The organism is Geothrix sp. PMB-07, assembly GCF_030758935.1.
GTDB lineage: Bacteria > Acidobacteriota > Holophagae > Holophagales > Holophagaceae > Geothrix.
Genome location: NZ_CP132333.1, coordinates 1,797,598 through 1,818,661, shown reverse-complemented (window position 1 = coordinate 1,818,661; position 21,064 = coordinate 1,797,598). Strand labels below are relative to the sequence as shown.

The following is a 21,064-nucleotide window of genomic DNA, read 5'->3' as shown; positions in this document are numbered from 1 at the left end:
CCATGACCGACCCGATGCCCGCTCCGGCGCCCCCGCAGGCGCCATCCAGTTTGGTGCTCCGCCTCCTCGCCATGCTCACGGCCTTCCTGGCCCTGGGCGACTTGGTGTGGTTCATCGGAACCTTTCCCAGCTATTTCCGGTGGTTCAGCCAAGGCTGGATGAGCCCGGCCATTCCGCTGTTCCTTTTGTGGACCTTCATCGGCCTGCCCTCGCTGGCCTGCGCCATGATCACCGTGCGCCTGGCCCGGGCCGCGGAACGCCTCGGGCGCATCACCAAAGTGGCCTTCCACTTGGCCCTCATCATCTGCGCCCTGGTCCCTCTGCTGGCATCCTTCGCGGCCTGGACTGCCGGCACCGGATCCTTCCCCTGGCTGGTGTGGCTGTTGACCCTGCTGTTCGCCTGGTTCCTCTGGTACGTCGCGCTGCGGATGCGGGTGCGGCCTGGATCCTGATCACAGGGTTGCCATGAGATGCTGGAACCGCGGTTTGCCCTGAGGTTTCCATGTCCCGTCTCTGCCCCTGCACATCGAAGAAGCCCTATGACCGCTGCTGCGGCCCCTTCCATGCGGGTACCGCCTTCCCAGAGACCGCCGAGCAGTTGATGCGCTCCCGCTTCTCCGCTTATGCGCTGGGCAAGGTGGAGTACCTCATTACCACCCGCCCCGAAGCCAAGCGCGGGGAAGAGGATCGCGAGGAACTGGCGCGGTACTGCAAATCCGTGAGCTGTGTCGGCCTGAAGATCGTCCGCAAAGAGGCAGGCGGCAAGACCGATGACACGGGCATCGTCACCTTCCACGCCAGCCTTCAGGCCAATGGGCGGCGGAGCCTCCACATTGAAACCAGCACGTTCGCACGGGAGAACGGTCGCTGGGTGTATGTGGATGGCGTGGTCAAGGCCTAAGGCAACCCGCCCGTCATCCATAGCTGAGGCCCAATACCTCCACACATTTGGGGAGATATTTTCCCCATCTTCATGCCTCGTCATGTAAGGTGTAAGGGTCTGCCCCGAAAGACAGAGCAATTTTTGCATTTCCTGTCTTATTTTTCATATATTCACAGGAAAAACTTGTTAGGCTTGCACTTGGTCTGAAGCACCATCTGAGGTTAAGCATGAATGATGGGCCCCTGTTCTTTCGCCGTGCCGACCATGGGGCCCGGATCTTGGTGGTGGATGATGACGCCCTCGCGCGCCGGAGTCTGCGCGCGATGCTTGAGCGGGGCTATTACCAGGTAGAAACGGCCGAGGGGGGCGAAAAGGCCCTGGAACTTCTGTCCACTTATAAGCCCGAACTGGTGCTTCTGGATATCCAGATGCCCCACATGGATGGGCTGGAAGTTTGCCGCCGTATCCGGGATCTTCCCAATGGAGAACTGCTCCCCATCATCTTCCTGACGGGCGACGAGCGACCGGATATCCATGCCCAGGCCCTGCGCGCCAAGGGGGATGATTTCCTGCGCAAACCCGTCCTCTCGCCGGAGCTGATCGTCCGCATCCGCAGCCTCATGCGCCTCAAGCGCCTTCAGGCGGAAGTGCAGGCCGAGCGGGACAACCTTCTGGATCTGCAGAAGCAGCGGGAACAGCTTTTCGAATTCATCGTGCACGATCTGAAGAACCCCCTTTCCGCCATCCAGGTGGGTCTGGAACTGATGGATGAACGGGACGAGACCAGCCCCACCTCCAAAGCGCAGCTGAGGCGGCTTCGCGACACCGCGCACACCATGGGCCGGATGATCCAGAACATCCTCGACATCGGACGCGCCGAACAGGTGGGCTTGGATCTCCACAAATCCTCGATCCCGCTCAGCGCCTGGTTGCCTTCCCTGCTCAAGGAAATGGAATCTCAGGCCAAGTCGCGGAGCCACATCCTGTCCTGGGATTGCGACCCCGATCTGCACATCGAGGCCGATCAGGAATTCCTGCGGAGGTTGTTGCTGAACCTCCTGGACAACGCCCTGAAATACTCCCCATCGGGCAGCCGCACCTGGATCGAGGCGCAGAAAACCGAGAGCGGTGTGCGCCTGGAAGTGCGAGACGAGGGCCACGGCATCCCCGAAGAAATGCGCGACCAGATCTTCGGAAAATTCGTCCGGGTCAAAAAGGAAGGGCACGATCCCCATTTCGGATCGGGCCTCGGGTTGGCTTTCTGCCAGCTGGTGGCCGAGGCCCACGAGGGCCGCATCTGGGTGGAGGACAATCTGCCCAAGGGCAGCGCTTTCGTGCTGGAGCTGCCGAAGGCGCGCCCAGCCCGTCACGGAGAGTCTGGCGAGGCCGCCGATGAACCCACCGGTGGACTCGCCTAGGAACGATCACTCCGGGCTGATAGGAGAGCCGATGAAACGTTTGCTCCTGCTCGCTTCCCTCACCGGTTCCCTGGTGGCCCATGATGTCATCGGCTGGATCCCGCCCTACCAACTGGGCGCCAGCCGGAAGGCCTTGGCCCACCGGGCTGGCGCGGTCACTGCGGATCAGTGGCTCAGCCGCATGGGGCTCCAGTTCTGGATCCTCACGCCCGAAGGGAAACTCGCCTACGCCGAGCGGGGCGAAACCATCACCGATGCAGAGGTGGCGCACTTCCGAAACTGGGGCAAGGCCAAGGGCGTTCCGGTGCTCCTCACGGTCTACAACCACGATGGCAAGATCTGGGACTGGCAACGGGCCCGCTCGGCCTTCGCCCTGCATCGCGACGCGCTCGTGACCTCCCTGGTGGACGAAATGACGCGCCACGGGCTGGATGGCATCGACCTCGATCTGGAGGGCGAAGGCTATCTGGACGCCGATCGCGAGGCCTACGGCGCCTTCGTAAAGGCGCTCTCCACCGCTGTCCATGCCAAGGGCAAGCTGCTCACCGTCGACAGCTTCCACAGCCCCTGCTTCAACGCCCCCAACATGGCCTGGTGGGGCGATTGGCAGGGCCAGGTGGACGGCATCCACTCCATGGGCTACGGCGATCTCTACGAAGCCAACGCCGCCAGCTTCACGCCGGAGGGCGGCAAGCCTTGTGCGGAGGGCGCCGCCATCTTCCGCTTCAGCTGGCAGATTGAATGGGCCAAGGGCAAGGGCTTCCGGCCCGCCCAGGTGCTGCTGGGCATTCCCGGCTGGCAGTACGAATGGGGAGGAGCAGCCCTGCCCAAGCACCTGGAGGATCTGGCCAAGGTTGGCGCCGGGTGTGCCGTGTGGGACATCCCCTCCACCCTTGGAAGCGACAAGGACCCGCGATGGGGCTCCGAAACCGCCTGGGCGGCGCTGGCCAGGTTCAAACGCCAGAAGTGATTTGCGCATCCTGACCAAATGATCAGGCAGCGCACAGCGGGAGATCAGGTGCGGTCCGTAGTCTTCCGGCATGGACCTCCACCTTTTCGATCGCTCACGCCACCCGAACGTTGCCTCAGCGCTGTTTGAGCGAGGCCGCTCATGGGTGTTGCTAGCCATTCTTTTGCATGGATGCCCAACGCGCGCCGCCGAGGAGGCCCGGAAAACCCTCATCGCGGTGCGGACGCAGTCCCCCCTCCTGATCGATGGCCGCCTGGATGAGCCTCAGTGGGCCCTGGCGCCGGTGGCCACGGGGTTCACAGTGTCTACGCCGGAACTGGGCAAGGCGCCCGCCAACCAGACCGAAGTGCGGGTGCTCTACGACGATCACTTCGTCTACGTCGGCGCCCGCATGCATCATCCCAAGGGGAAGGCCACCATCGTGCGGCAGATCCACCGCCGAGATCAGGACAGCGCCAGCGACTGGTTCGGGGTGTACCTCGACAGCCTCCACGACCGCCGTACGGCCTTCGCCTTCATGGTCAATGCCTCCGGCGTGCAGCAGGATCGCCTCGTCTACGGCGACACCAACGAGGATCTCAGCTGGGACAGCGTGTGGGAAAGCGCCGTCACCACTGACGCCGACGGCTGGACCGCGGAACTGAAGATCCCCCTTTCTGTGCTGCGCCTCAAAGCCACCCAGGGCGGCCAGGTCTGGGGCATCAACTTCATCCGCTCCGACTATTCGCCTCGACAGGAACTGTCCATGTGGCAGATCGTCCCGCGGGGCCTGAACGCCTGGGTCAGCCACTTCCCGGATCTCCTGGGCATCGAGGGCGTGAAGCCGCAGCCGCGGCGCGAGTGGGTGCCCTACCTCAGCACGCAGCGGAAGTTTGAAACGGCCCAGAGCTTCGATGATCGGACATGGAAGGTCCAGGCGGGCCTGGATGCGCATCTCGGCCTCAATTCCTACTCCCAGCTGGATCTCACCCTGCATCCAGATTTCGGGCAGGTGGAAGTGGATCAGGCCGTGCTGAACCTCGGCACCACGGAAACCTTTTTCCCGGAGAAGCGGCCCTTCTTTCTGGAAGGCCTGGACATCTTCCAGTTCACGGGCCTCAACCTCTTCTACAGCCGCCGCCTGGGCAAGGGGCTTTACGATCCCGATCTCCAGCCTGGAGAAAAGCTGGTGGACCGGCCCTCCTCCGTGGACATCCTGGGCGCGGCGAAGTACACCTCCAAGTTCGCCAACGGCCTCAACCTGGGCCTGCTTGCGGCCAACATGGAAGTCGCGCGGGCCACCGTACGCGATGACGTCGGCCAGGAATCCCGGCGCAGCCTTGAGCCCATGACACATGCGATGGTGCTGCGCGCCACCCAGAATGTGGATGACCGCGGCAGTTTCATCGGGGGCTTCGGCTCCTACCTGCGTCAGGCGGATCCCACGGGCCGCGAGGCCCTGGTGGGTGGCGCGGATGCTCTCTTCAAGCCCGCGGACCGCAGCGGAAGCCTGGGCTTTTCATTTGCCCATTCCAATGCTGGGGCCCGGAACGATCAAAGAGGTGGCTCCTACGTCCAGGTCCAGGGCAACCAGCAATGGAAGAACGGCTGGTCCCTCAACGGCCAGTTGAGCAGCACCTCGCAGGAGTTCGATCCGAACGATCTGGGCTACAACCAGCGGCCGGACATCCAGAGTTTCAACGTCGGGGTGAGCCGCCGCTGGGACGAGCCCCTCGGTGTGCTCAGGAACCGCCAGTGGGTGGGTGGCTATACGATCTCGCGGGATCTGACGGGGAAGGTGATCGAACACTTCCTGGGCAACTGGGTGGGTACCGAGTTCACCAGCGGCTGGAATGCGGAGTTCGGCCTGGAAAAGAGCCTCGCCGCGGAGGACGACCGCGAGCTGCGCACCTTCCGGGATCCCGTCAAAAAATACCTGCACTACGACGCCTTTCCGCGGACCTTCTTCAACCTCTACTCACCCTATGGGCCCTACTCCGTGAGCCTCCGGGCCTTCCATCACTGGCGGGAAGGCGGTCCCACCCAGAGCGCCGCCCTCTTCCAGTCGCTCCGCCCCATGCCCAGCCTCGAAGTGACCTGGGTGACCACCCTGGCGCGCGAGGAAGGCCAGTGGCACTACCTGGAAACCCAGGGCGCCACCCCCATCGTCGGCATGCGCCGTCTGGGGCAGCTGGATCAGACCCTGCGCATTTCCTACGGCTTCAGTCCCACCCTCACGCTGCAGCTCTTCAGCCAGTGGATGGATGCCAGCTGGTCCTTCCGCGACCTCCACTCCTACGTGAACGACCATCAGCTGGCGCCCGGCGCCACCAGCACCAGGACCGCCTTCAGCGACCGCCTCTGGAACATCAACCTCATCGCCCGGTGGGAGTTCCGCCCCGGCTCCGCCCTCTATGCCGTCTACACCCACGGCGCCTGGACGGATGCCCTCACCGGCGACCGCGGCGGCATCCGCCCCCTGCCCGATCTCGCCCACCTTCGCCACCTGCCCAGCGACGACGCGCTTCAAGTGAAGCTCAGCTGGCTGTTCCGTTAACCCACTGCCGAGGAGGCACCCATGCTCGTGACCTGCTTCTACCCCACCCTGGCCGCCGCCCTGCTCTATGGATCCACGCTGGCCCTTGCCGCCTGTGAATCCCGCTCCACCCCTGTGCCCCTGCCCCCAACGGCCCCGAAAACCGCGGGCCTCGAAGTGAAGGCCATTGGCTCCTACATCTTCCTCAAAGGTCGTGAGGATCACTCCATGTTCATCGTCTCCAGCGGGGCGCACATGGAATCCACGGATGGCCTGAAAGCCCGCTTCGGCACATCCTTCCTGTGGTTCCTCCATGATCGGAAGCCCTACGTCATCCAGGACGAAGCCACTCTCCTCAAGGCGGGGGATCTCTTCAAAGGCGACGCCTCCCTGGAGGAGCAGGATCATCGGCTGGAGGCCCAGGAGGATCAGCTGGAAACCCAGCGCAACGGTCTCGACGCGCGGCGCGAGGCCCTGGATGACAAGCTGGAGCGCCTGGATGAACAGGATGAGGCCCTGGACGAAGAAAGCTCGGCCACGGCCGGAGCGCGTGCGCGCCTCGACCGCGACCGGCAGGCCATTGACCGGGACATGCTGGCCCTGGACAAGGAACAACGGGTGCTGGATCAGGCCGCGGAAAAATTGAACGCAGAACGCGAAGCCCTTTCCGCCAAGCAGGAGAAGCTCATGGAAGCCGCCGAGCGCCAGCTTCTGCAGCTGATGCTCCAGGCAGTGAAAAGTGGCCTGGCCCACCCGGTCGCTGACAAGATGAAGGCGTCGTAGGAAGGCCCATGATTCTGCTGGTGGAAGATGACCAACGCTCGGCCCTGGCCCTCCAGCGCGGTCTGGAGCAGGAAGGCTTCCAGGTGGACGTGGCCTTCGACGGCGAAACGGGCCTGCACCTTGGCCTGGAAAAGACCTACGACATCCTCCTGCTGGACGTGATGCTCCCAGGCCTCGATGGCTTCACCTTCCTGGCCGAGCTGCGCGCCAAGGGCCTGGAGACTCCCGTCATCTTCCTCACCGCCCGGGATGCCCTGCCTGACCGCCTGCGCGGCCTGGGCCTGGGCGGGGGCGACTACCTGGTGAAGCCCTTCGCCTTCTCCGAACTGGTGCTGCGCATCCGCAATCTGCTGCAACGGCAAGGCGCCGCGCCCGAGCGCGGCTGGACCATCGCCGATCTCTCCCTCGATCCCACCCGCCGGAAGGTCTACCGGGGCGGCCAGCGCCTGGATCTCACCGCCCAGGAGTACGCGCTGCTGGAGCTGCTGGCCCGGAACGCGGGCCACACAGTCACCCGCATGCGCATCGCCGAAACCCTGTGGGATCTCGCCTACGACGGCGACCCCAACTTGGTGGACGCCGCCGTGCGCCGCTTGCGGCGGAAGGTGGACGATCCCTTCACCGAAAAACTCATCCACACCCACCGTTCCGTGGGCTACCGCATGGAAGCCCGCCATGAGTAGCCAGCCATGAGCCGCGGATCCGCCTGGCTGCGCCCCAAGCTCAGCACCCAGCTCGTGCTGGGCACTGTGGCCGTGGTGGTCACCGTGATCTGGTTCGCCTCCTTCTTCCTGAATGATTCTTTGGCCCGCCTGTTCCAGCAGGAGGGCAATCACGAGCTTCAGCGCGTCTCAAGCCTCATGGTGGTGCGGCTGAACGAGTACGACTGGACCGTCGATCCGCCTGATGAGCCGGAACCCGCTGATCCAGACGGGCCCCAGCTTCCTGCGCAGGTGAAGAAGGAGCCCGTTCCACCGCCTACCCCTCCCCTGCCTTTCGGTCGGGAGGTGCTGGAGGGCACCGAGCATGTGTTCGTGCGAATTCTCGATCCCGAAGGCAAGTCGCTGCTGGAAAGCGAAGGATTCGCCAAGCTCCTCCCACCCTCGAATCTGCCGAAGCTGGGCCGGATCGGCGAACCCGGCTGGTGGCAGTGGTGCGAGGCCGATGGCACCAGCGGCTGCCACTTCATCATCAACCGGGCCATTTTCAACGGCGGCTGGGTGCTCACCGCCTGGGACATCCGCTACGAGAATCGCCTGCTGAAGAAGAGCCAGAACCTGCTCTGGCTCACCTGGGGCCTGGCCACCCTGCTCACGGCCGGTTTCGTGGCCGTGGTGGCGCGCCGCCAGCTGGCGCCCCTGAAGCTGCTGGAGGCCCAAGCCGCCGTTATCCGTCCCGGGGCCCTGGTTCTGAATCTGGACCCTGATGACCTGCCCCGCGACCTCGGTTCCCTGGCAGAGAATCTGAAACAGGCTCTGGCCCGCCTGGAGGAGGCCTTCTCCCGGCTCACCACCCTCAACGCGGACGTGGCCCACGAGCTCCGAACCCCCCTGCATGGCATGCGCCTCCAGGTGGAGGGCCTGCTGCGGGATGGCGACTGTCCTCCCGCCCAGGCTGAAACCCTGGAAGGGGTCATCGAAACCCTGGATCACCTGGCGGCCACCCTGGACCAGATGCTCTTCCTGGCCCGCTCCGAAGACCCCTCCATGGCGCTCCAGGCGGAACGCCTTGAGGTGGCGGCCCTCCTGAAAGCCGCGGCCTCGCCCTTCGAATCATTGGCGGAAGAGCGCTCAGTGCACCTGGATGTGCGGTCTGCCGAGAACCTGGAACTGGTGGCCGATGAGAAGCTCGTCCGCCGGGCCCTGCACAACCTGTTGGCCAATGCCCTCAACCATGCTCCCGAAGGCAGCACCGTCACGTTGGAGGCCCTTCTCGAAGCAGATCAAATCGTTCTGCAGGTGCGCGACGAGGGGGAAGGGATTCCCGAAGACTTCCTTCTGAGGCTGGGGCAGCGTTTCTCGCGCCCGGATGTCTCCCGCAGCCGCGCCTCCGGGGGCGCGGGCCTGGGCCTGGCCATCGTGAAGAACATCCTTCGCCTGCACGGTGGAACCCTGGATATCTCAAGAGCGCCCGAAAAGGGCACCCTCGCCAGACTCTGCTTCCCCAGCCGCCCGCGGACATGAAGCCATTTCGTCCTCGAACAACGAAAAGCCGGATCTTGGTGGTGTTCCTTATCTTTTGAATTCAAATCCGAGTCAGTGCAATCCGGGGTTCTTCTCCCCCGCAGGCACATCGATGGCGAGGTGGTTCTGCTTGGGCGGGAGCGGACAGGTGGCGAACATGGAGAAGGCGCAGGGCGGATTGATGGCGCGGTTGAAATCCAGGATCACCTTGCCATTCTTGGGCATGTCCGCATAGAGGAAGCGGCCGGCAGGATAGGTGCCATGGGTGCTGGTGCCATCCTTGAAGATGATGAAGAGTTCCGGGTGCTCGGGATCTTCCACCATGGGCTCGAGGGTAACTTCGCGCCCGCCCACTTTGAAGCGCAGCAGGCCCGGGGCGCTCATGGTTTCCGTGGTGCCGATGACCGTGGCGATGGCCCTTTCCTGCGGCTTGTCGTAGGCCACGAAATCCGCCTCCACGCGCCACGCCGCATCCACCGGGTACCGGGGCACGCCGTGGAAGGCCTTGCGCGCGGGCGTTTCCGGATCCTTCACACGGATGCCCAGACGGTCGCCGCGGCGGATGACGTACAGGCTCACCCGGCCCGCCTTGATGACATCCGGTTGGCCCTCCGCATCGGATTTCAGCACCGCCTCCACCGCCGGCTTCCCGTTGAGCAGCAGGCCGCTGCCCGGAAGGGGCTTGAAGCGCACGGTGGAACCTTCCACCAGGAACAGGCCCGCCTTGGGCAGGGAGAGGCCTTCGGGCAGCAGCACCGTGGAGCCTGGCGCGGAACCCAGCGTGTTCTCGCCGGGATTCAGCCAGTCGCGGCCGATGAGCGTCAGCCACCCATCTTCCGCGGCCAGCCTGGCCTCGCGTTGGGCATGCCAGGCATCCACCGAGGTGCGGTAGGCATCCTGGGCGCAGAGGGCCGGGGCGACCAGGAGGATCGAGGTGGCGAGGGCGTGGGCGGTTCGCATAGGGATGGATCCTAGCAGGACTGGCGCTATCCCTCAGCACCGCTGGTATGTTGGGGCATCCCCCACGAGGTTCCCATGCGCGCTCCCCTCCTCGCCCTTGGTCTGGCCTTGCCCCTTCTGGCCGCACCGCCAGCATCGGCCCCTCTTCCACGGCGCCCTGTGCACACCTTTTCCATCGTGGCCCGGGATGCGGTCACGGGTGATCTGGGCGTGGCCGTGCAAAGCCACTGGTTTTCTGTGGGCTCCGCCGTGCCCTGGGCCGAACCCGGTGTCGGTGCCGTGGCCACCCAGAGCTTCACCGACCCCAGCTACGGCGCCCTGGGTCTGGCCCTCATGAAGACGGGGAAGCCTGCTCCCGAGGCCCTGAAAGCCCTGCTGGCGGCGGATGCCGACCGGGAGGTCCGCCAGGTGGCCATGGTGGATGCCCAGGGCCGAGCCGCGGCGCACACCGGCGCCAAGTGCATCCAGGCCGCCGGCCACGAGGTGGGCGAGGGCTTCACGGTGGAAGCCAACCTCATGGACCGGGCCACCGTTTGGCCCGCCATGGCCAAGGCCTTCCGGGGCACTCAGGGCGATCTGGCAGACCGGCTGTTGGCGGCCCTCCGCGCCGCCCAGGCCGAGGGCGGCGACCTCCGCGGCATGCAGAGCGCTGCGATCCTCATCGTGAAGGGCAAGGCTTCAGGCCAACCCTGGAATGACCGTCTGTTCGACCTGAGGGTGGAGGATAACCCCGATCCCCTGAGGGAACTGGGCCGCCTCATCCAACTGCGCCGCGCCTATCGCCTGATGGATGAGGGCGATGGCTTCGTCACCGCCGCCAAATGGCCCGAGGCCAAGGCCGCCTACGCCACCGCTGCGAAGCTGGCACCAGGCATCTGGGAGATGCCCTTCTGGCAGGCCGTGGCTCTCGCTTCCAGCGGCAAGCTCGACGAGGCCCTGCCCCTCTTCAAACGCGTCTTCGCCGCCGAACCCTTCTGGAAGCGCCTGGTGCCCCGGCTCGCGGAGGTGGATCAGCTGCCCAAAGATCCCGCGCTGCTCAAAGCCATAGAAGCGCAGTGAAGATCAGCCACGGATGAACACAGATGAACACAGATAAGAACAGGTCGTTTTATCCGTGTTCATCTGTGTTCATCCGTGGCAATTGATTCAGTTTTCCGTCTTCTGCGGTTCGCCTTTGGCCGCCAGGATCATGCGCACTCCGTAGAGGATCGCCCCGCAGAGGATGAAGCTGTCGGCGAGGTTGAAGCTCCAGTAGTGCCAGCTTCCGAAAGCGAAATCGAGGAAGTCCACGACCCCGCCCCGGAGGATGCGGTCCAGGCCATTGCCCAGGGCGCCCCCCAGGATGCTCCCCAGGGCCACGCGATCCCAGGTGGGGGTTTTCTCCTCCAGGAAGAGCTTCCCGAAGTAGAGGAGCGCCACCAGGCCCGCCACGGCGAAGAGGGCGAACCGCACCTTGACCGGAATCCAGTAGAGGCTGCCGAAGATGGCGCCTCGGTTGTAGCCGAGGGTCAGGTGGAAGAACCCGTTGATGACTGCGCGGGATTCGCCTTCCGCAAGCGTGGCCACAATCCAGGCCTTGGAGGCCATATCGGCCGCCAGGATGCCGACGGGAAGGAAGAGCCAGGGCAGACGGCGCACTAGGCCACCACCGACGCGCAGCGGGCGCAGAGGGCCGCATCCTCGCCAGCCCCATGGCCGCCCTTGTGGTTCCAGCAGCGGGGGCACTTCACGCCATCGTGCGCGCTCACAGCAACGGCAAGGTCACCCTCGGTCACCGTGAGGCCGGAAACCACCAGCAGGTCCTCCAGCGACTCCCCCAAGCCTTCGATGGCCGTGCGATCTGCCGCTGGCAACGCGAGGGCCACCTGGGCATCCAGGCTGGTGCCGATGGTCTTGGCGGCACGGTGGGGCTCCATGGCGGCCTGCACAGCTTCGCGGACTTCCCACAGCTTTTCCCACTTGGCATCCACGGGTGCAGCTACAAGTTCTGGGAACCGCTGCTCGTGGACGCTGCCGGAGCAACCGGGAATCTGCTCCCAGGCTTCGTCCGCCGTGAAGCTCATGACGGGCGCCAGCAGGGTGCAAAGCCCCTTGGCCAATTCCCAGCAAGTGGCGCGGCAGCTGCGGCGGCGGGCGGAATCCAGCGCGTCGCAGTAGAGGCGGTCCTTGATGATCTCGAAGTAGCGGCCCGACAGCTCCTGCTGGCAGAAGCCGTGGAGGGCCTGGGTGGCGCGGTGGAATTCGAAGCGCGTGTAGGCGTCCCGGGCTTCAAGGGTGGTGCGCGAGAAGGCATCCAGCACCCAGCGGTCCAGGGGGGCGAGGTCGGCAGGTGCCACCGCATCCTTGGCCGGATCGAAGTCGGCCAAGGCCCCCAAGAGGAAGCGCAGGGTGTTGCGAATCTTCCGGTAGGCATCGGCGCTGCGGTCGAGGATCTCCTTGGAGATGCGGATGTCTTCGCTGTAGTCGCAGGAGGCGGCCCACCAGCGCAGGATGTCGGCGCCCAGCGTCTTCAGGATCTCCTCGGGCGTGATGACGTTGCCCAGGCTCTTGGACATCTTCTGGCCCTTGCCGTCGAGCACGAAGCCGTGGGTGACCACCTGCTTGTAGGGCTTGGTGCCGGTGGCGGCGAGGTTGAAGAGCAGCGAGCTGTGGAACCAGCCGCGGTGCTGGTCCGAGCCTTCGAGGTAGATGAACTGACCGTAGTCCGAGCGCTTCAGCTCCGGATGGGACTCGCACACCACGGAGGCACTGACGCCGGAATCGATCCACACATCGAGGATGTCCGTTTCCTTCTGGAAGGTCTTCGAGCCGCACGTGCAGACGGTACCTGCGGGCAGCAGCTGCTCCACGGGCAGATCGGCCCAGGCCTCGATGCCGCCCTTCTCGATGGCCGCCGAGGCGATCTTGAAGATGGAATCGGCCACGAGCGGCTCGCCGCAGGTCTCGCAGCGCAGCACCGTGATGGGCGTGCCCCAGGCACGCTGGCGGCTGATGCACCAGTCGGGGCGGCCCGCGATCATGGCGTGGATGCGGTTCTGGCCCTGGGCGGGGATCCACTGCGTCTGCTCGACGCCCTCGATGCCCAGCTCGCGCAGGCTACGAGCCTTGCCGGCCAGCTCTGAATCCATGGTGATGAACCACTGCTCGGTGGCGCGGAAGAGGATGGGGGTCTTCGTGCGCCAGCAGTGGGGATAACTGTGGTTCAGCGACTCCTCATGAATGAGGCGCCCTTCCCGCTTGAGGCGCTCCACCACCAGCGGATTGCAGTCGAAGATGTTCTTGCCTTCCAACTCAGGATCGTTGACCGTCGGCAGGAACTTTCCGTCGGGACCCACCAGCTGGAGCAGGCCCAGGTGATGGGCGAGGTTGAAGTCGTCCACACCGTGGTCGGGGGCCGTGTGCACCAGGCCCGTGCCGGTGTCGGCGGTGACGTGATCGCCCAGCAGGATGGGGCTCTCGCGGTCGATCCAGGGATGACGGGCCACCAGGGTCTGGAATTCCTTGCCCTTGCGGATCTCCACCGTGTGCAGTTCCTCACCCAGCTTCTTCGCGAAGTCCTCGCGCAGGGTCACGGCCACCACGAAGTGACGGGTGCCGGCACGCACCACGGCGTATTCCAGATCGGGGTGCATGGCCACGGCCTTGTTGCTGGGCAGCGTCCAGGGCGTGGTCGTCCAGATGGGCACGAACATGGGCGTGGGCAGTTCGAGGCGCCTGGCTTCGGCATCGGTGACGGGGAAGGCCACGGTGATGGCGGCGCTGGTCCTGTCCGCGTACTCCACTTCCGCTTCGGCCAGGGCCGTGCGGGCGCCGTAGCTCCAGTGCACCACCTTGAGCTTGCGGGTGACGCTGCCGCTCTCGAAGAGCTTGGCCAGGTGGCGCACCGTCTCCGCCTCGTACAGCGGATCCATGGTCACGTAGGGCTGTTCCCACGCGCCCAGCACGCCCAGGCGCTGGAAGGCGGTGCGCTGAGTGTCGATCCACTTCTGGGCATAGGCGCGGCAGCGCTGCAGGAATTCCGCGCGGCTCAGCTCGCGGCGCTTGGGCCCCAGATCCTTCTCCACGGCATGCTCGATAGGCAGGCCGTGGCAGTCCCAGCCCGGCACGTAGGGCGATTCGTAGCCCTCCATCCAGCGGGACTTCACCACCACGTCCTTGAGGATCTTGTTCAGCGCGTGGCCCATGTGGATGGCGCCGTTGGCGTAGGGCGGGCCGTCGTGAAGCACCTCGCGGCCCTTGCCCTTGCCCGCGGCGTTGTCGGCCTGCCGCTTGGCTTCGATGCGGCGGTACAGGCTCTCGGCCTTCCAGCGTTCCAGCCGCTTGGGCTCACGCTGGGGCAGGTCCGCCTTCATGGGGAAGTCGGTCTTGGGAAGGAAAACGGAGTACTTTTTAACCGGAGCTTGCTCGCTCATCGGCGCCCTCGTGCGTCGGGGGGCGCACCCAAGCGCCCCGGGGTTGATCTTCCAGTTCAGCATGGGAGCCAGTGTTCCCACAAGGGAAAGGGCCCGGAGTCCCGGGCCCTTTCCTGAGATTCTGGGGGAATCAGAGCTGGCTGGTGCAGTGCTTGCAGCGGGTGGCCTTCAGCGGCACCTGCTCCAGGCAGGCGGGGCACTCCTTCGTGGTGGGCTCGGCAGCAGGCGCCTCCTCCTTCTTCACGAACTTGCCCAGCAGCTTGATCAGCACCAGGAAGATCACCAAGGAGATGATCAGGAAGTTCACGGTGGCCCCAAGCACGGCGCCCACGCGGAACTTGCCCAGAACCCACTCCTCCCACTTGACGTTCGCAGGCAGCACGATGGTGACCAGGGGCATGACGATGCCCTCCACGAAGGCCGTCACGATCTTGCCGAAAGCGCCACCCACGACCACGGCCACGGCCAGGTCGATGACGTTGCCTTTCATGATGAAGGCCTTGAACTCGTCTTTCAGAGACATGGGCACTCCCATAAAATCAGCGGGGGCATCGGCCCCCGCTGGTCAATTTACCCTGGATGCTACTTACCGGCCTTCTTCAAAGGCTTGCGGGGTGAGGGAGCCGGGAGGGTGGCGCCCACGATCTCGGTCTCGGTCTTGCGGACCTCAGCCTTGCCATCGCTCACCTTCACGTCGATCTCCACGCGGCGGTTCTTGGCCTGGCCATCCTTGGTCTTGTTGTCAGCCAGCGGCTTGTCGGGGCCCACACCCACCGTGGTCACCTTGGAGGCGGGGATGCCGGCATCCACCAGGACCTTGGCGACGGCATCGGCGCGACGCTTGGAGAGGGTCTTGTTCAGGGCCTTGCCGCCCACGGACGAGGTATGGCCGCTGACTTCCAGGCTGTAGTCGCCCTTGAAGGCTTTCAGGCCATCGGCCACCTTCTGGATGGCGGCGGTGGCATCGGCGCCCAGATCCGCCTTGCCGTTGGCGAAGTGGAGCACGGCTTCATCCAGCACGATCTTCGCGGGGGGCGGAGGCGGCACCGGCTTGGCGACTTCCACCACGGGCTCGGGCGCAGGAGGCGGCGGAGGAGGCGCCACCACCGGCTCGGGCTTCGGTTCGGGCTTGGGCTCAGGAGCGGGGGCGGGCGGCGGTTCGGGAGCAGGAGCGGGCGCAGGCGCAGGAGCGGCCTTCTTGGCCCCGCCCCAGGTGTAACCGAGGCCGACAGTGGCCAGGTACTCCGTGCGTGCGGTGGGAAGGTTCACGCGGACGGCCTTGGCACTCACATCCAGCAGCACATTCTCTGCGGGGCGGCCCATGATGCCCAGGCCGCCGTGGTAGTTGAGGCGCGTGGTGCCCTCGGCCTTACCGGAGTAGGGTGATCCCACATTGGTGCCGCCCAAACCGGCGGCCAAGTAGGGATACCAGTTCTCGGCTCCCGGGCGGAAGTTGAACAGGCCGGAGGCCAGCAGGTGGGTTTCCTTGCCCGTGGCGACCTTGAGAGGGTTCTTGTCCAGATCGAGGTCGCTGCGGAGGGCGCGCAGATCAAGGCCCCAACGGTTGGTGTACCAGTGCCCCGCGCCGAGGCCGTAGTGCATCTGATCCTTGAGGTTCGTCTTGCTCTCGAAGAGGGTCTGTCCCAGGTGGCCAGCCACCCAGGCGGTGCCCTCCTGGGCAGAAAGGGTGAGCGCGGTGCCCGCGACCAGGAACATCAGGATTTTCTTCATGTCGGTCCTCCTTGAGGGGGGGGTGATCCCTGACCCCATGCTAGCCATCAGCTTCAAAATGCTTCAACGGAAAACCGGCATTTCCGTCCTCAGACTTTCTTACATACATCGCGTCATTACTCACCATCGTTGGGACAATTCCGATAGTCCTTTTGGTCTATCACCACGAATCGCACATCGCTCTCCAAGCGATCTCGGCGTCTGGTTTTTCCTACAAAGAAGCGCCTTGATGAACTGCGAAAGCAGCACGTCAAATGACCGCAAAGGCCATCGCCATTCGCAGCCTCAGGCCTCCGCCGCCAACACGGTGATGAGCGCAGTTCCAGTCTCCACGGTGTCGCCCTCCTGCACATGCACGATGGATACGATTCCGGTAGCGCTGGTTTTCAATTCGTTCTGCATTTTCATGGCCTCCATCACGAGGAGGGTCTGGCCTTCCTGGACAGCATCGCCGGGCTTCACCAGGAGTTTCACGATCTTGCCGGGCATGGGAGAGGAGAGCACACCGCCCCCGGCCCCCGCACCGCCAGAACCCGCCAGCAGGGCGCGACGGGGATCCACCAAGGCGAACTCGTAGGAACCGTCATAGAGCATGGCGCGGTAGGCGTGGGCCTCGGGATCCGGCGATTTGGCCGCGTCCAGACGCACTTCCACCGAGCGGCCTTCCAACAGGATGGAATAGCAGCCAGGTTCCAGTTCGAGGATGTCGATGGGCTGGCTCTGCCCGTCCCAGACCAGCGTCGTGACGCCATCCTGGTGGATCAGTTCCACATCCCGGGATTCCTTGCCAAGCATCAGGGTCCGTTTCACGCATCGCTCCTATAACCGGTTGAACCGGCCCCAGTGTTTCCAGGAATCCGATTTTCCGTCGGCGGCAGTGGCGGGCTGAGTGGCCCGTCGCTGCTCGGTTTCCAACTCATGCAGCAGGGCGGCGGCCACCGCAAACTTCAGGTCGGGCCCCTGGTCCTTCCGCTTCCAGAAGGGCTTGTCCAGCATGCCGGTATGCAGCGCGCCCTCGCGGAAGGGCCCGTGCTCCATGAGGGCTTCGTGGAAGGCGATGTTGTGTCGAATGCCGCCGATGCGGTACTCCGCCAGGGCTGCGCGCATGCGCTCGATGGCCTCCAGCCGCGTGGGGCCCCAGGTGCTCAGCTTGCTGATCATGGGGTCGTAGAACATCGGCACCTCGGCCCCTTCGTAGACGCCGCTGTCATCGCGCACGTTGCGCCCGCTGGGCGTGCGCAGGAAGGTGATGCGGCCGGGGCTGGGCATGAAGTTCTTGTCGGGATCCTCGGCGTAGACGCGGCATTCCACCGCCCAGCCGTTGAGGGGGATCTGCTCCTGCGTCATGGGAAGTGCCTCACCGCGGGCCACGAGGATCTGCCACTTCACCAGGTCCAGGCCCGTGATCCACTCGGTGACGGGGTGTTCCACCTGCAAACGGGTGTTCATCTCCAGGAAGTAGAAGTTGCGGTCCGCATCCGCCAGGAATTCCACGGTGCCCGCGCCCACGTAATTCACAGCGCGGGCCACCTTCAGGGCTGCTTCGCCCATGGCCTTGCGCATCTCCGGCGTGACATGGGGGCTGGGCGCCTCCTCGATCACCTTCTGGTGGCGGCGCTGCACCGAGCACTCCCGCTCATGCAGGTAAACATGGTTGCCATGCGTATCCGAGAAGACCTGGATCTCGATGTGGCGAGGTTGGACGATGGCCTTCTCCACGTAGACGCTGTCGTCGCCAAAAGAGGAGAGCGCCTCGCCTCGGGCCCGCGCCAGCGCCGAGGTGAACTCCTCGGGCTTGTGCACCAGGCGCATGCCCTTGCCACCACCGCCCATGGCGGCCTTGAGCATCACCGGAAAGCCGATCTTGAGGGAGGCCTCCAGCAGCGCCTCGTCGGCCATGGTTTCCTGGATGCCCGGCACCACGGGACAGCCTGCGGCGATGGCCACCTCCCGGGCGGCGGTTTTCGAGCCCATGCTCACGATGCACTCGGGCCTAGGCCCGATGAAAGTGATGCCCGCCGCCTGAAAGGCCTTCGCGGCTTCCGCATTCTCGGAGAGGAAGCCATAGCCCGGATGCACGGCATCCGCGCCGCTGCGCTTGCACACATCCAGGATCTTCTCCAGCACCAGGTAGCTCTCCCGCGCTGCGGCGGGGCCGATGCAGTAAGCCTCGTCAGCCATGCGCACATGCAGGGCGCCACGATCCGCTTCGGAGTACACAGCCACGGTGGGGATGCCCATCTCACGGCAGGTGCGGATCACGCGAATCGCGATTTCCCCGCGGTTCGCAATCAAGATCTTGGTCACGGACATGGGCTCATCCTCGCTTGAAGGTCATCAATCGCTGGCATGCGCGGGGACCTGACCCCGATCGCTTCGCTCCCGCTCCCTCGCTACGCTCGATCACGGAGGGGTCATCGTCCCCGCGGTTCGCAATCAAGATCTTGGTCACGGACATGGGCTCATCCTCGCTTGAAGGTCATCAATCGCTGGCATGCGCGGGGACCTGACCCCGATCGCTTCGCTCCCGCTCCCTCGCTACGCTCGATCACGGAGGGGTCATCGTCCCCGCGATTGGCAATCAAGATCTTGGTCACAGGCATGGGCCGACCTCGGATTCAGGCATGATGATGGGTGATGAGTTCCCCCAGCCTAGCAAACCCACTGCTCGCCATCACCCTCTGCTTCCTGACCCTCCACTGCGGCAGGAAGGGCGACCCCATTCCACGGCCGAGGGCGGCGGCCCAGGCCATGGAGGTCCGTCTCGAAGGGCTGCGCCAGCTCCGCATGGTGCTGCCCACCGCGGACGTGAAGGGCGAGGGCCTTTCAGGTGTCGAACTGGTGCGGGTGTTGTACCTGCCCCTGGGCCTCGCGAAACCCACTCCGGAAGAGGTCTTCAGCCGCGGCGAAGTGCTGCTGGAGCGCCACCGGCCGGACCTGCCGGGCCCCGGCGGAGTCTTGCTCATGGATCTGAAAAACCTTCAGCGCTCCTCGGGCTGGCTGGTGGTGGTGGCGGTGCGCCTGGGCAACGTGCCGGGCCGCCCCAGCGAAGTGCTGCCTTGGATGGCCCCGGCGTTCTGAGTCCCGGTCGCTGCGGGATCAGTCCTGGCGCAGATCGAGCCGATGGCCCCACCACTGGACCACGGCGCGGGCCAGTTGATCCTTGGGCAGTGGCCCGAGGGTTGGCTGCGCCCCCTGGGCCGTGACCGGCGTCAGGGCATTGGCCTGGGCTCCGAAGGCCTTTCCATGCTGGACATCATTCACCAGCACCGCATCCAGGCCCTTCTTCTCCAGCTTGGCCTTGGCGTGTTCCAGGTGCTTCTCACTCTCGGCCGCAAAGCCCAGAACCCACTGGTCCGAGCGCTTCCGACCGGAGAGCTGCGCCAGGATGTCGGGGGTGCGCACCAGATTCAGCGTTTCGATGCCGTCGCTCTTCTTCACTTTTTCGGGGCTGAGTGCCTCGGGCCGCTGATCCGCCACGGCTGCGGCGGCCACCAGGCCATCCGCATCGGCCCAGCGGGCCTCGCAGGCCTCAAGCATCTGCTGGGCGCTGCGAACGCGGACAGTTTCCACGCCCCAGGGCGCCGCCAGATCCCCGCCCAGCACCAGCTGGACCTGGGCACCCACATCCCGGAAAGCCCGGGCCAGCTCGATGCCCATGGCGCCCGTGCTGCGATTGGTGAGGGTGCGCACGGGATCCAGGTCTTCCCGAGTGGGTCCGGCCGTGATGAGCACCCGGCGACCGTTCAGGCAGCGCAGCTTGGGCGTCCCGTGCACCTGGATGGCCTCGGCGATAGCAGCCACATCCGCCAGCTTGCCCGTGCCCTCCTCGCCGCAGGCCATGATGCCGGCGGCGGGTTCGACCACGGCATGGCCGAAGGAACGCAGGCGCTGAAGGTTCGCCTGCACCGCCGGGTGATCCCACATGCCCGTGTTCATGGCGGGGGCCCACAGCACCGGGGCTTGCGTGGCCAACAGCACCGTGCTGAGCAGGTCGCTGGCCAGGCCGTTGGCGGCCTTGCCCAGGATGTTCGCCGTGGCGGGCACCACGGCCACCAGGTCGGCCCAGCGGGCCAGCTCGATGTGCTCGATGCTGGGCTGGGCCCGCCATTCGCCCTGGTCGGGGTTGGCGCCGTAGCAGGGCTCGCCCGTGAGGCTGGTGAGGGTGAGCGGGGTGATGAACCGCGACCCGGCCTCAGTGAGGATGCAGCGGACCCGGTGTCCCTGATTGGCCAGCAGGCGGGCCAGCTCCGCAGACTTGTAGGCGGCCACGCCGCCGGTGATGCCCAGGATGATCTGCATCAGATGGCTCCAGGAAGGCCGTGCAGCTTGCGGATGAGCCCGATCTGGCCCAGGTGGTAGCACTCGTGCATGTAGAGGAAGGCCACCACCTGCTCGAGGGACTGTTCCATCCCCAGCGCCGGGTTCAGGGTGGGACGATCCCAATCCTGAATGCCCTGCAGGGCCGCCTTCAGATCCTGGTCGATGGCCTTGAAGGCCGTCACCAGGGCGGCCCACTCCAGATGGGCGGTCTCCCCAGGGCCGCCCCGGGCGTAGTGCTGCTCCCAGGCCGGATCCTCCGCCAGGGTGCCGCCCAGAAGCTTGACGATGCGGCGGCGGGCGGCGAGATCCTCCGTCAGCCCCACCTGGTTCAGTTCCAGGAGGCGGACATTGCCTCCGAAAGCTGTGCGCCAAAGCTTGCCGCGTTCCATGGGGACTCCCGAAGTCGTGTCAAAGCACAGGAACCCCTATCCTACTCCACGCGCATTGATGGAATGCCTGTTGGGTGTTATGCTTCGTGGTTCGGAGTGCCCCATGACCCAGCGCACCATTGTTCGTGTCCCTGAAGAAATCGCCAACAAGTACCGCTTCGTCGTCGTGGCGGGCAAGCGTTGCGAGCAGCTTCAGCGGGGCGCCTTTCCCAAGGTGGAGGTTGTGGTCCCCGTGAACAAGCACGGCCAGGCCCAGGATGCCCCCAAGCTGGCGTCTTTCTGGGGCCAGGTGGCCGTGGCTGAGGTGGAAGAGAACCGCATCGCCTTCGAGGAGGCCGAAATCCTCACCATCGAAGACACCACCGTGGTGCCCATCTCCGGCGAATAGCGAGAAGACACTTCCGCAAAAAGCCCCCGCCCGTCGGGGGCTTTTTGTTGCCCGAAAACAATTTCCACAGTCATTGAAATTTTTCTTGCCCAGGACATCCTTCGGGCCA

20 protein-coding genes are annotated in these 21,064 nt (G+C 65.1%); 11 read left to right on the top strand and 9 right to left on the bottom strand.

What is annotated here, in order from left to right; genetic code table 11:
- Positions 1-2: 2 nt before the first annotated feature.
- The 8 genes from Q9293_RS08095 to Q9293_RS08060 all read left to right on the top strand — a co-directional run bounded on the left by Q9293_RS08095 (position 3) and on the right by Q9293_RS08060 (position 8,752).
- Positions 3-452, top strand: a complete 450-nt coding sequence (locus Q9293_RS08095) for a hypothetical protein (protein WP_306251852.1) — start codon at positions 3-5, stop codon at positions 450-452.
- A gap of 50 nt (positions 453-502) precedes the next feature.
- Positions 503-901, top strand: coding sequence for a YchJ family protein (locus Q9293_RS08090; RefSeq protein ID WP_306251850.1), 399 nt, complete (start codon positions 503-505; stop codon positions 899-901).
- Between the two features lie 209 nt (positions 902-1,110).
- Complete coding sequence (locus Q9293_RS08085) at positions 1,111-2,301, top strand: hybrid sensor histidine kinase/response regulator (RefSeq protein ID WP_306251849.1); 1,191 nt, start codon at positions 1,111-1,113, stop codon at positions 2,299-2,301.
- 31 nt (positions 2,302-2,332) lie between these two features.
- On the top strand, positions 2,333-3,271 hold the full coding sequence (locus Q9293_RS08080) for a glycosyl hydrolase family 18 protein (protein WP_306251847.1): 939 nt from the start codon (positions 2,333-2,335) through the stop codon (positions 3,269-3,271).
- Between the two features lie 217 nt (positions 3,272-3,488).
- A complete protein-coding gene (locus Q9293_RS08075; RefSeq protein WP_306251845.1) occupies positions 3,489-5,807 on the top strand; it encodes a DUF5916 domain-containing protein in 2,319 nt (772 codons plus the stop codon).
- Positions 5,808-5,828: 21 nt separating this feature from the next.
- On the top strand, positions 5,829-6,569 hold the full coding sequence (locus Q9293_RS08070; protein ID WP_306251843.1) for a hypothetical protein: 741 nt from the start codon (positions 5,829-5,831) through the stop codon (positions 6,567-6,569).
- An 8-nt stretch (positions 6,570-6,577) separates the two neighbouring features.
- Complete coding sequence (locus Q9293_RS08065; protein WP_306251841.1) at positions 6,578-7,252, top strand: response regulator; 675 nt, start codon at positions 6,578-6,580, stop codon at positions 7,250-7,252.
- 6 nt (positions 7,253-7,258) lie between these two features.
- Positions 7,259-8,752: an ATP-binding protein gene (locus Q9293_RS08060; RefSeq protein WP_306251838.1), complete on the top strand. Its 1,494-nt coding sequence runs from the start codon at positions 7,259-7,261 to the stop codon at positions 8,750-8,752.
- 72 nt (positions 8,753-8,824) lie between these two features.
- On the opposite strand, the gene Q9293_RS08055 is transcribed toward Q9293_RS08060, so the two are convergent.
- Positions 8,825-9,712 carry a DUF1684 domain-containing protein gene (locus tag Q9293_RS08055; RefSeq protein WP_306251836.1) on the bottom strand — a complete coding sequence of 296 codons (888 nt, stop codon included), beginning with the start codon at positions 9,710-9,712 and terminating at the stop codon, positions 8,825-8,827.
- A 75-nt stretch (positions 9,713-9,787) separates the two neighbouring features.
- On the opposite strand from Q9293_RS08055, the gene Q9293_RS08050 reads away from it, so the two are divergent.
- Positions 9,788-10,771, top strand: coding sequence for a DUF1028 domain-containing protein (locus tag Q9293_RS08050; protein WP_306251834.1), 984 nt, complete (start codon positions 9,788-9,790; stop codon positions 10,769-10,771).
- A gap of 87 nt (positions 10,772-10,858) precedes the next feature.
- Here the strand turns inward: Q9293_RS08050 and lspA are convergent, their stop codons facing one another.
- The 6 genes from lspA to accC all read right to left on the bottom strand — a co-directional run bounded on the left by lspA (position 10,859) and on the right by accC (position 18,168).
- Positions 10,859-11,350, bottom strand: a complete 492-nt coding sequence (gene lspA, locus Q9293_RS08045; RefSeq protein WP_306251832.1) for a signal peptidase II — start codon at positions 11,348-11,350, stop codon at positions 10,859-10,861.
- Positions 11,350-14,124, bottom strand: a complete 2,775-nt coding sequence (gene ileS, locus Q9293_RS08040; protein ID WP_306251829.1) for an isoleucine--tRNA ligase — start codon at positions 14,122-14,124, stop codon at positions 11,350-11,352. The genes lspA and ileS overlap by 1 nt, the downstream gene beginning before the upstream one ends.
- A 130-nt stretch (positions 14,125-14,254) precedes the next feature.
- Positions 14,255-14,647, bottom strand: coding sequence for a large conductance mechanosensitive channel protein MscL (gene mscL / locus Q9293_RS08035; RefSeq protein WP_306251827.1), 393 nt, complete (start codon positions 14,645-14,647; stop codon positions 14,255-14,257).
- A gap of 59 nt (positions 14,648-14,706) precedes the next feature.
- On the bottom strand, positions 14,707-15,855 hold the full coding sequence (locus Q9293_RS08030; protein WP_306251825.1) for an OmpA family protein: 1,149 nt from the start codon (positions 15,853-15,855) through the stop codon (positions 14,707-14,709).
- Between the two features lie 285 nt (positions 15,856-16,140).
- Positions 16,141-16,665: a biotin/lipoyl-containing protein gene (locus tag Q9293_RS08025; protein WP_306251823.1), complete on the bottom strand. Its 525-nt coding sequence runs from the start codon at positions 16,663-16,665 to the stop codon at positions 16,141-16,143.
- 9 nt (positions 16,666-16,674) lie between these two features.
- Positions 16,675-18,168, bottom strand: a complete 1,494-nt coding sequence (gene accC / locus Q9293_RS08020) for an acetyl-CoA carboxylase biotin carboxylase subunit (RefSeq protein ID WP_306251821.1) — start codon at positions 18,166-18,168, stop codon at positions 16,675-16,677.
- A gap of 324 nt (positions 18,169-18,492) precedes the next feature.
- Between accC and Q9293_RS08015 the strand changes: the two genes are divergently transcribed.
- The gene (locus Q9293_RS08015) at positions 18,493-18,936 is read left to right on the top strand and encodes a hypothetical protein (protein WP_306251819.1); all 444 of its coding nucleotides are present in this window, start codon (positions 18,493-18,495) and stop codon (positions 18,934-18,936) included.
- Between the two features lie 18 nt (positions 18,937-18,954).
- Here the strand turns inward: Q9293_RS08015 and coaBC are convergent, their stop codons facing one another.
- Both coaBC and Q9293_RS08005 read right to left on the bottom strand, forming a co-directional pair.
- Entirely contained in the window at positions 18,955-20,157 is a 1,203-nt protein-coding gene (coaBC, locus tag Q9293_RS08010) for a bifunctional phosphopantothenoylcysteine decarboxylase/phosphopantothenate--cysteine ligase CoaBC (RefSeq protein WP_306251817.1), read from the bottom strand.
- On the bottom strand, positions 20,157-20,567 hold the full coding sequence (locus tag Q9293_RS08005; protein ID WP_306251814.1) for a DinB family protein: 411 nt from the start codon (positions 20,565-20,567) through the stop codon (positions 20,157-20,159). The genes coaBC and Q9293_RS08005 overlap by 1 nt, the downstream gene beginning before the upstream one ends.
- 103 nt (positions 20,568-20,670) lie before the next feature.
- Here Q9293_RS08005 and Q9293_RS08000 point away from each other — a divergent pair, with 103 nt between their 5' ends.
- Complete coding sequence (locus Q9293_RS08000; protein WP_285571145.1) at positions 20,671-20,955, top strand: DNA-directed RNA polymerase subunit omega; 285 nt, start codon at positions 20,671-20,673, stop codon at positions 20,953-20,955.
- Positions 20,956-21,064: the final 109 nt, after the last annotated feature.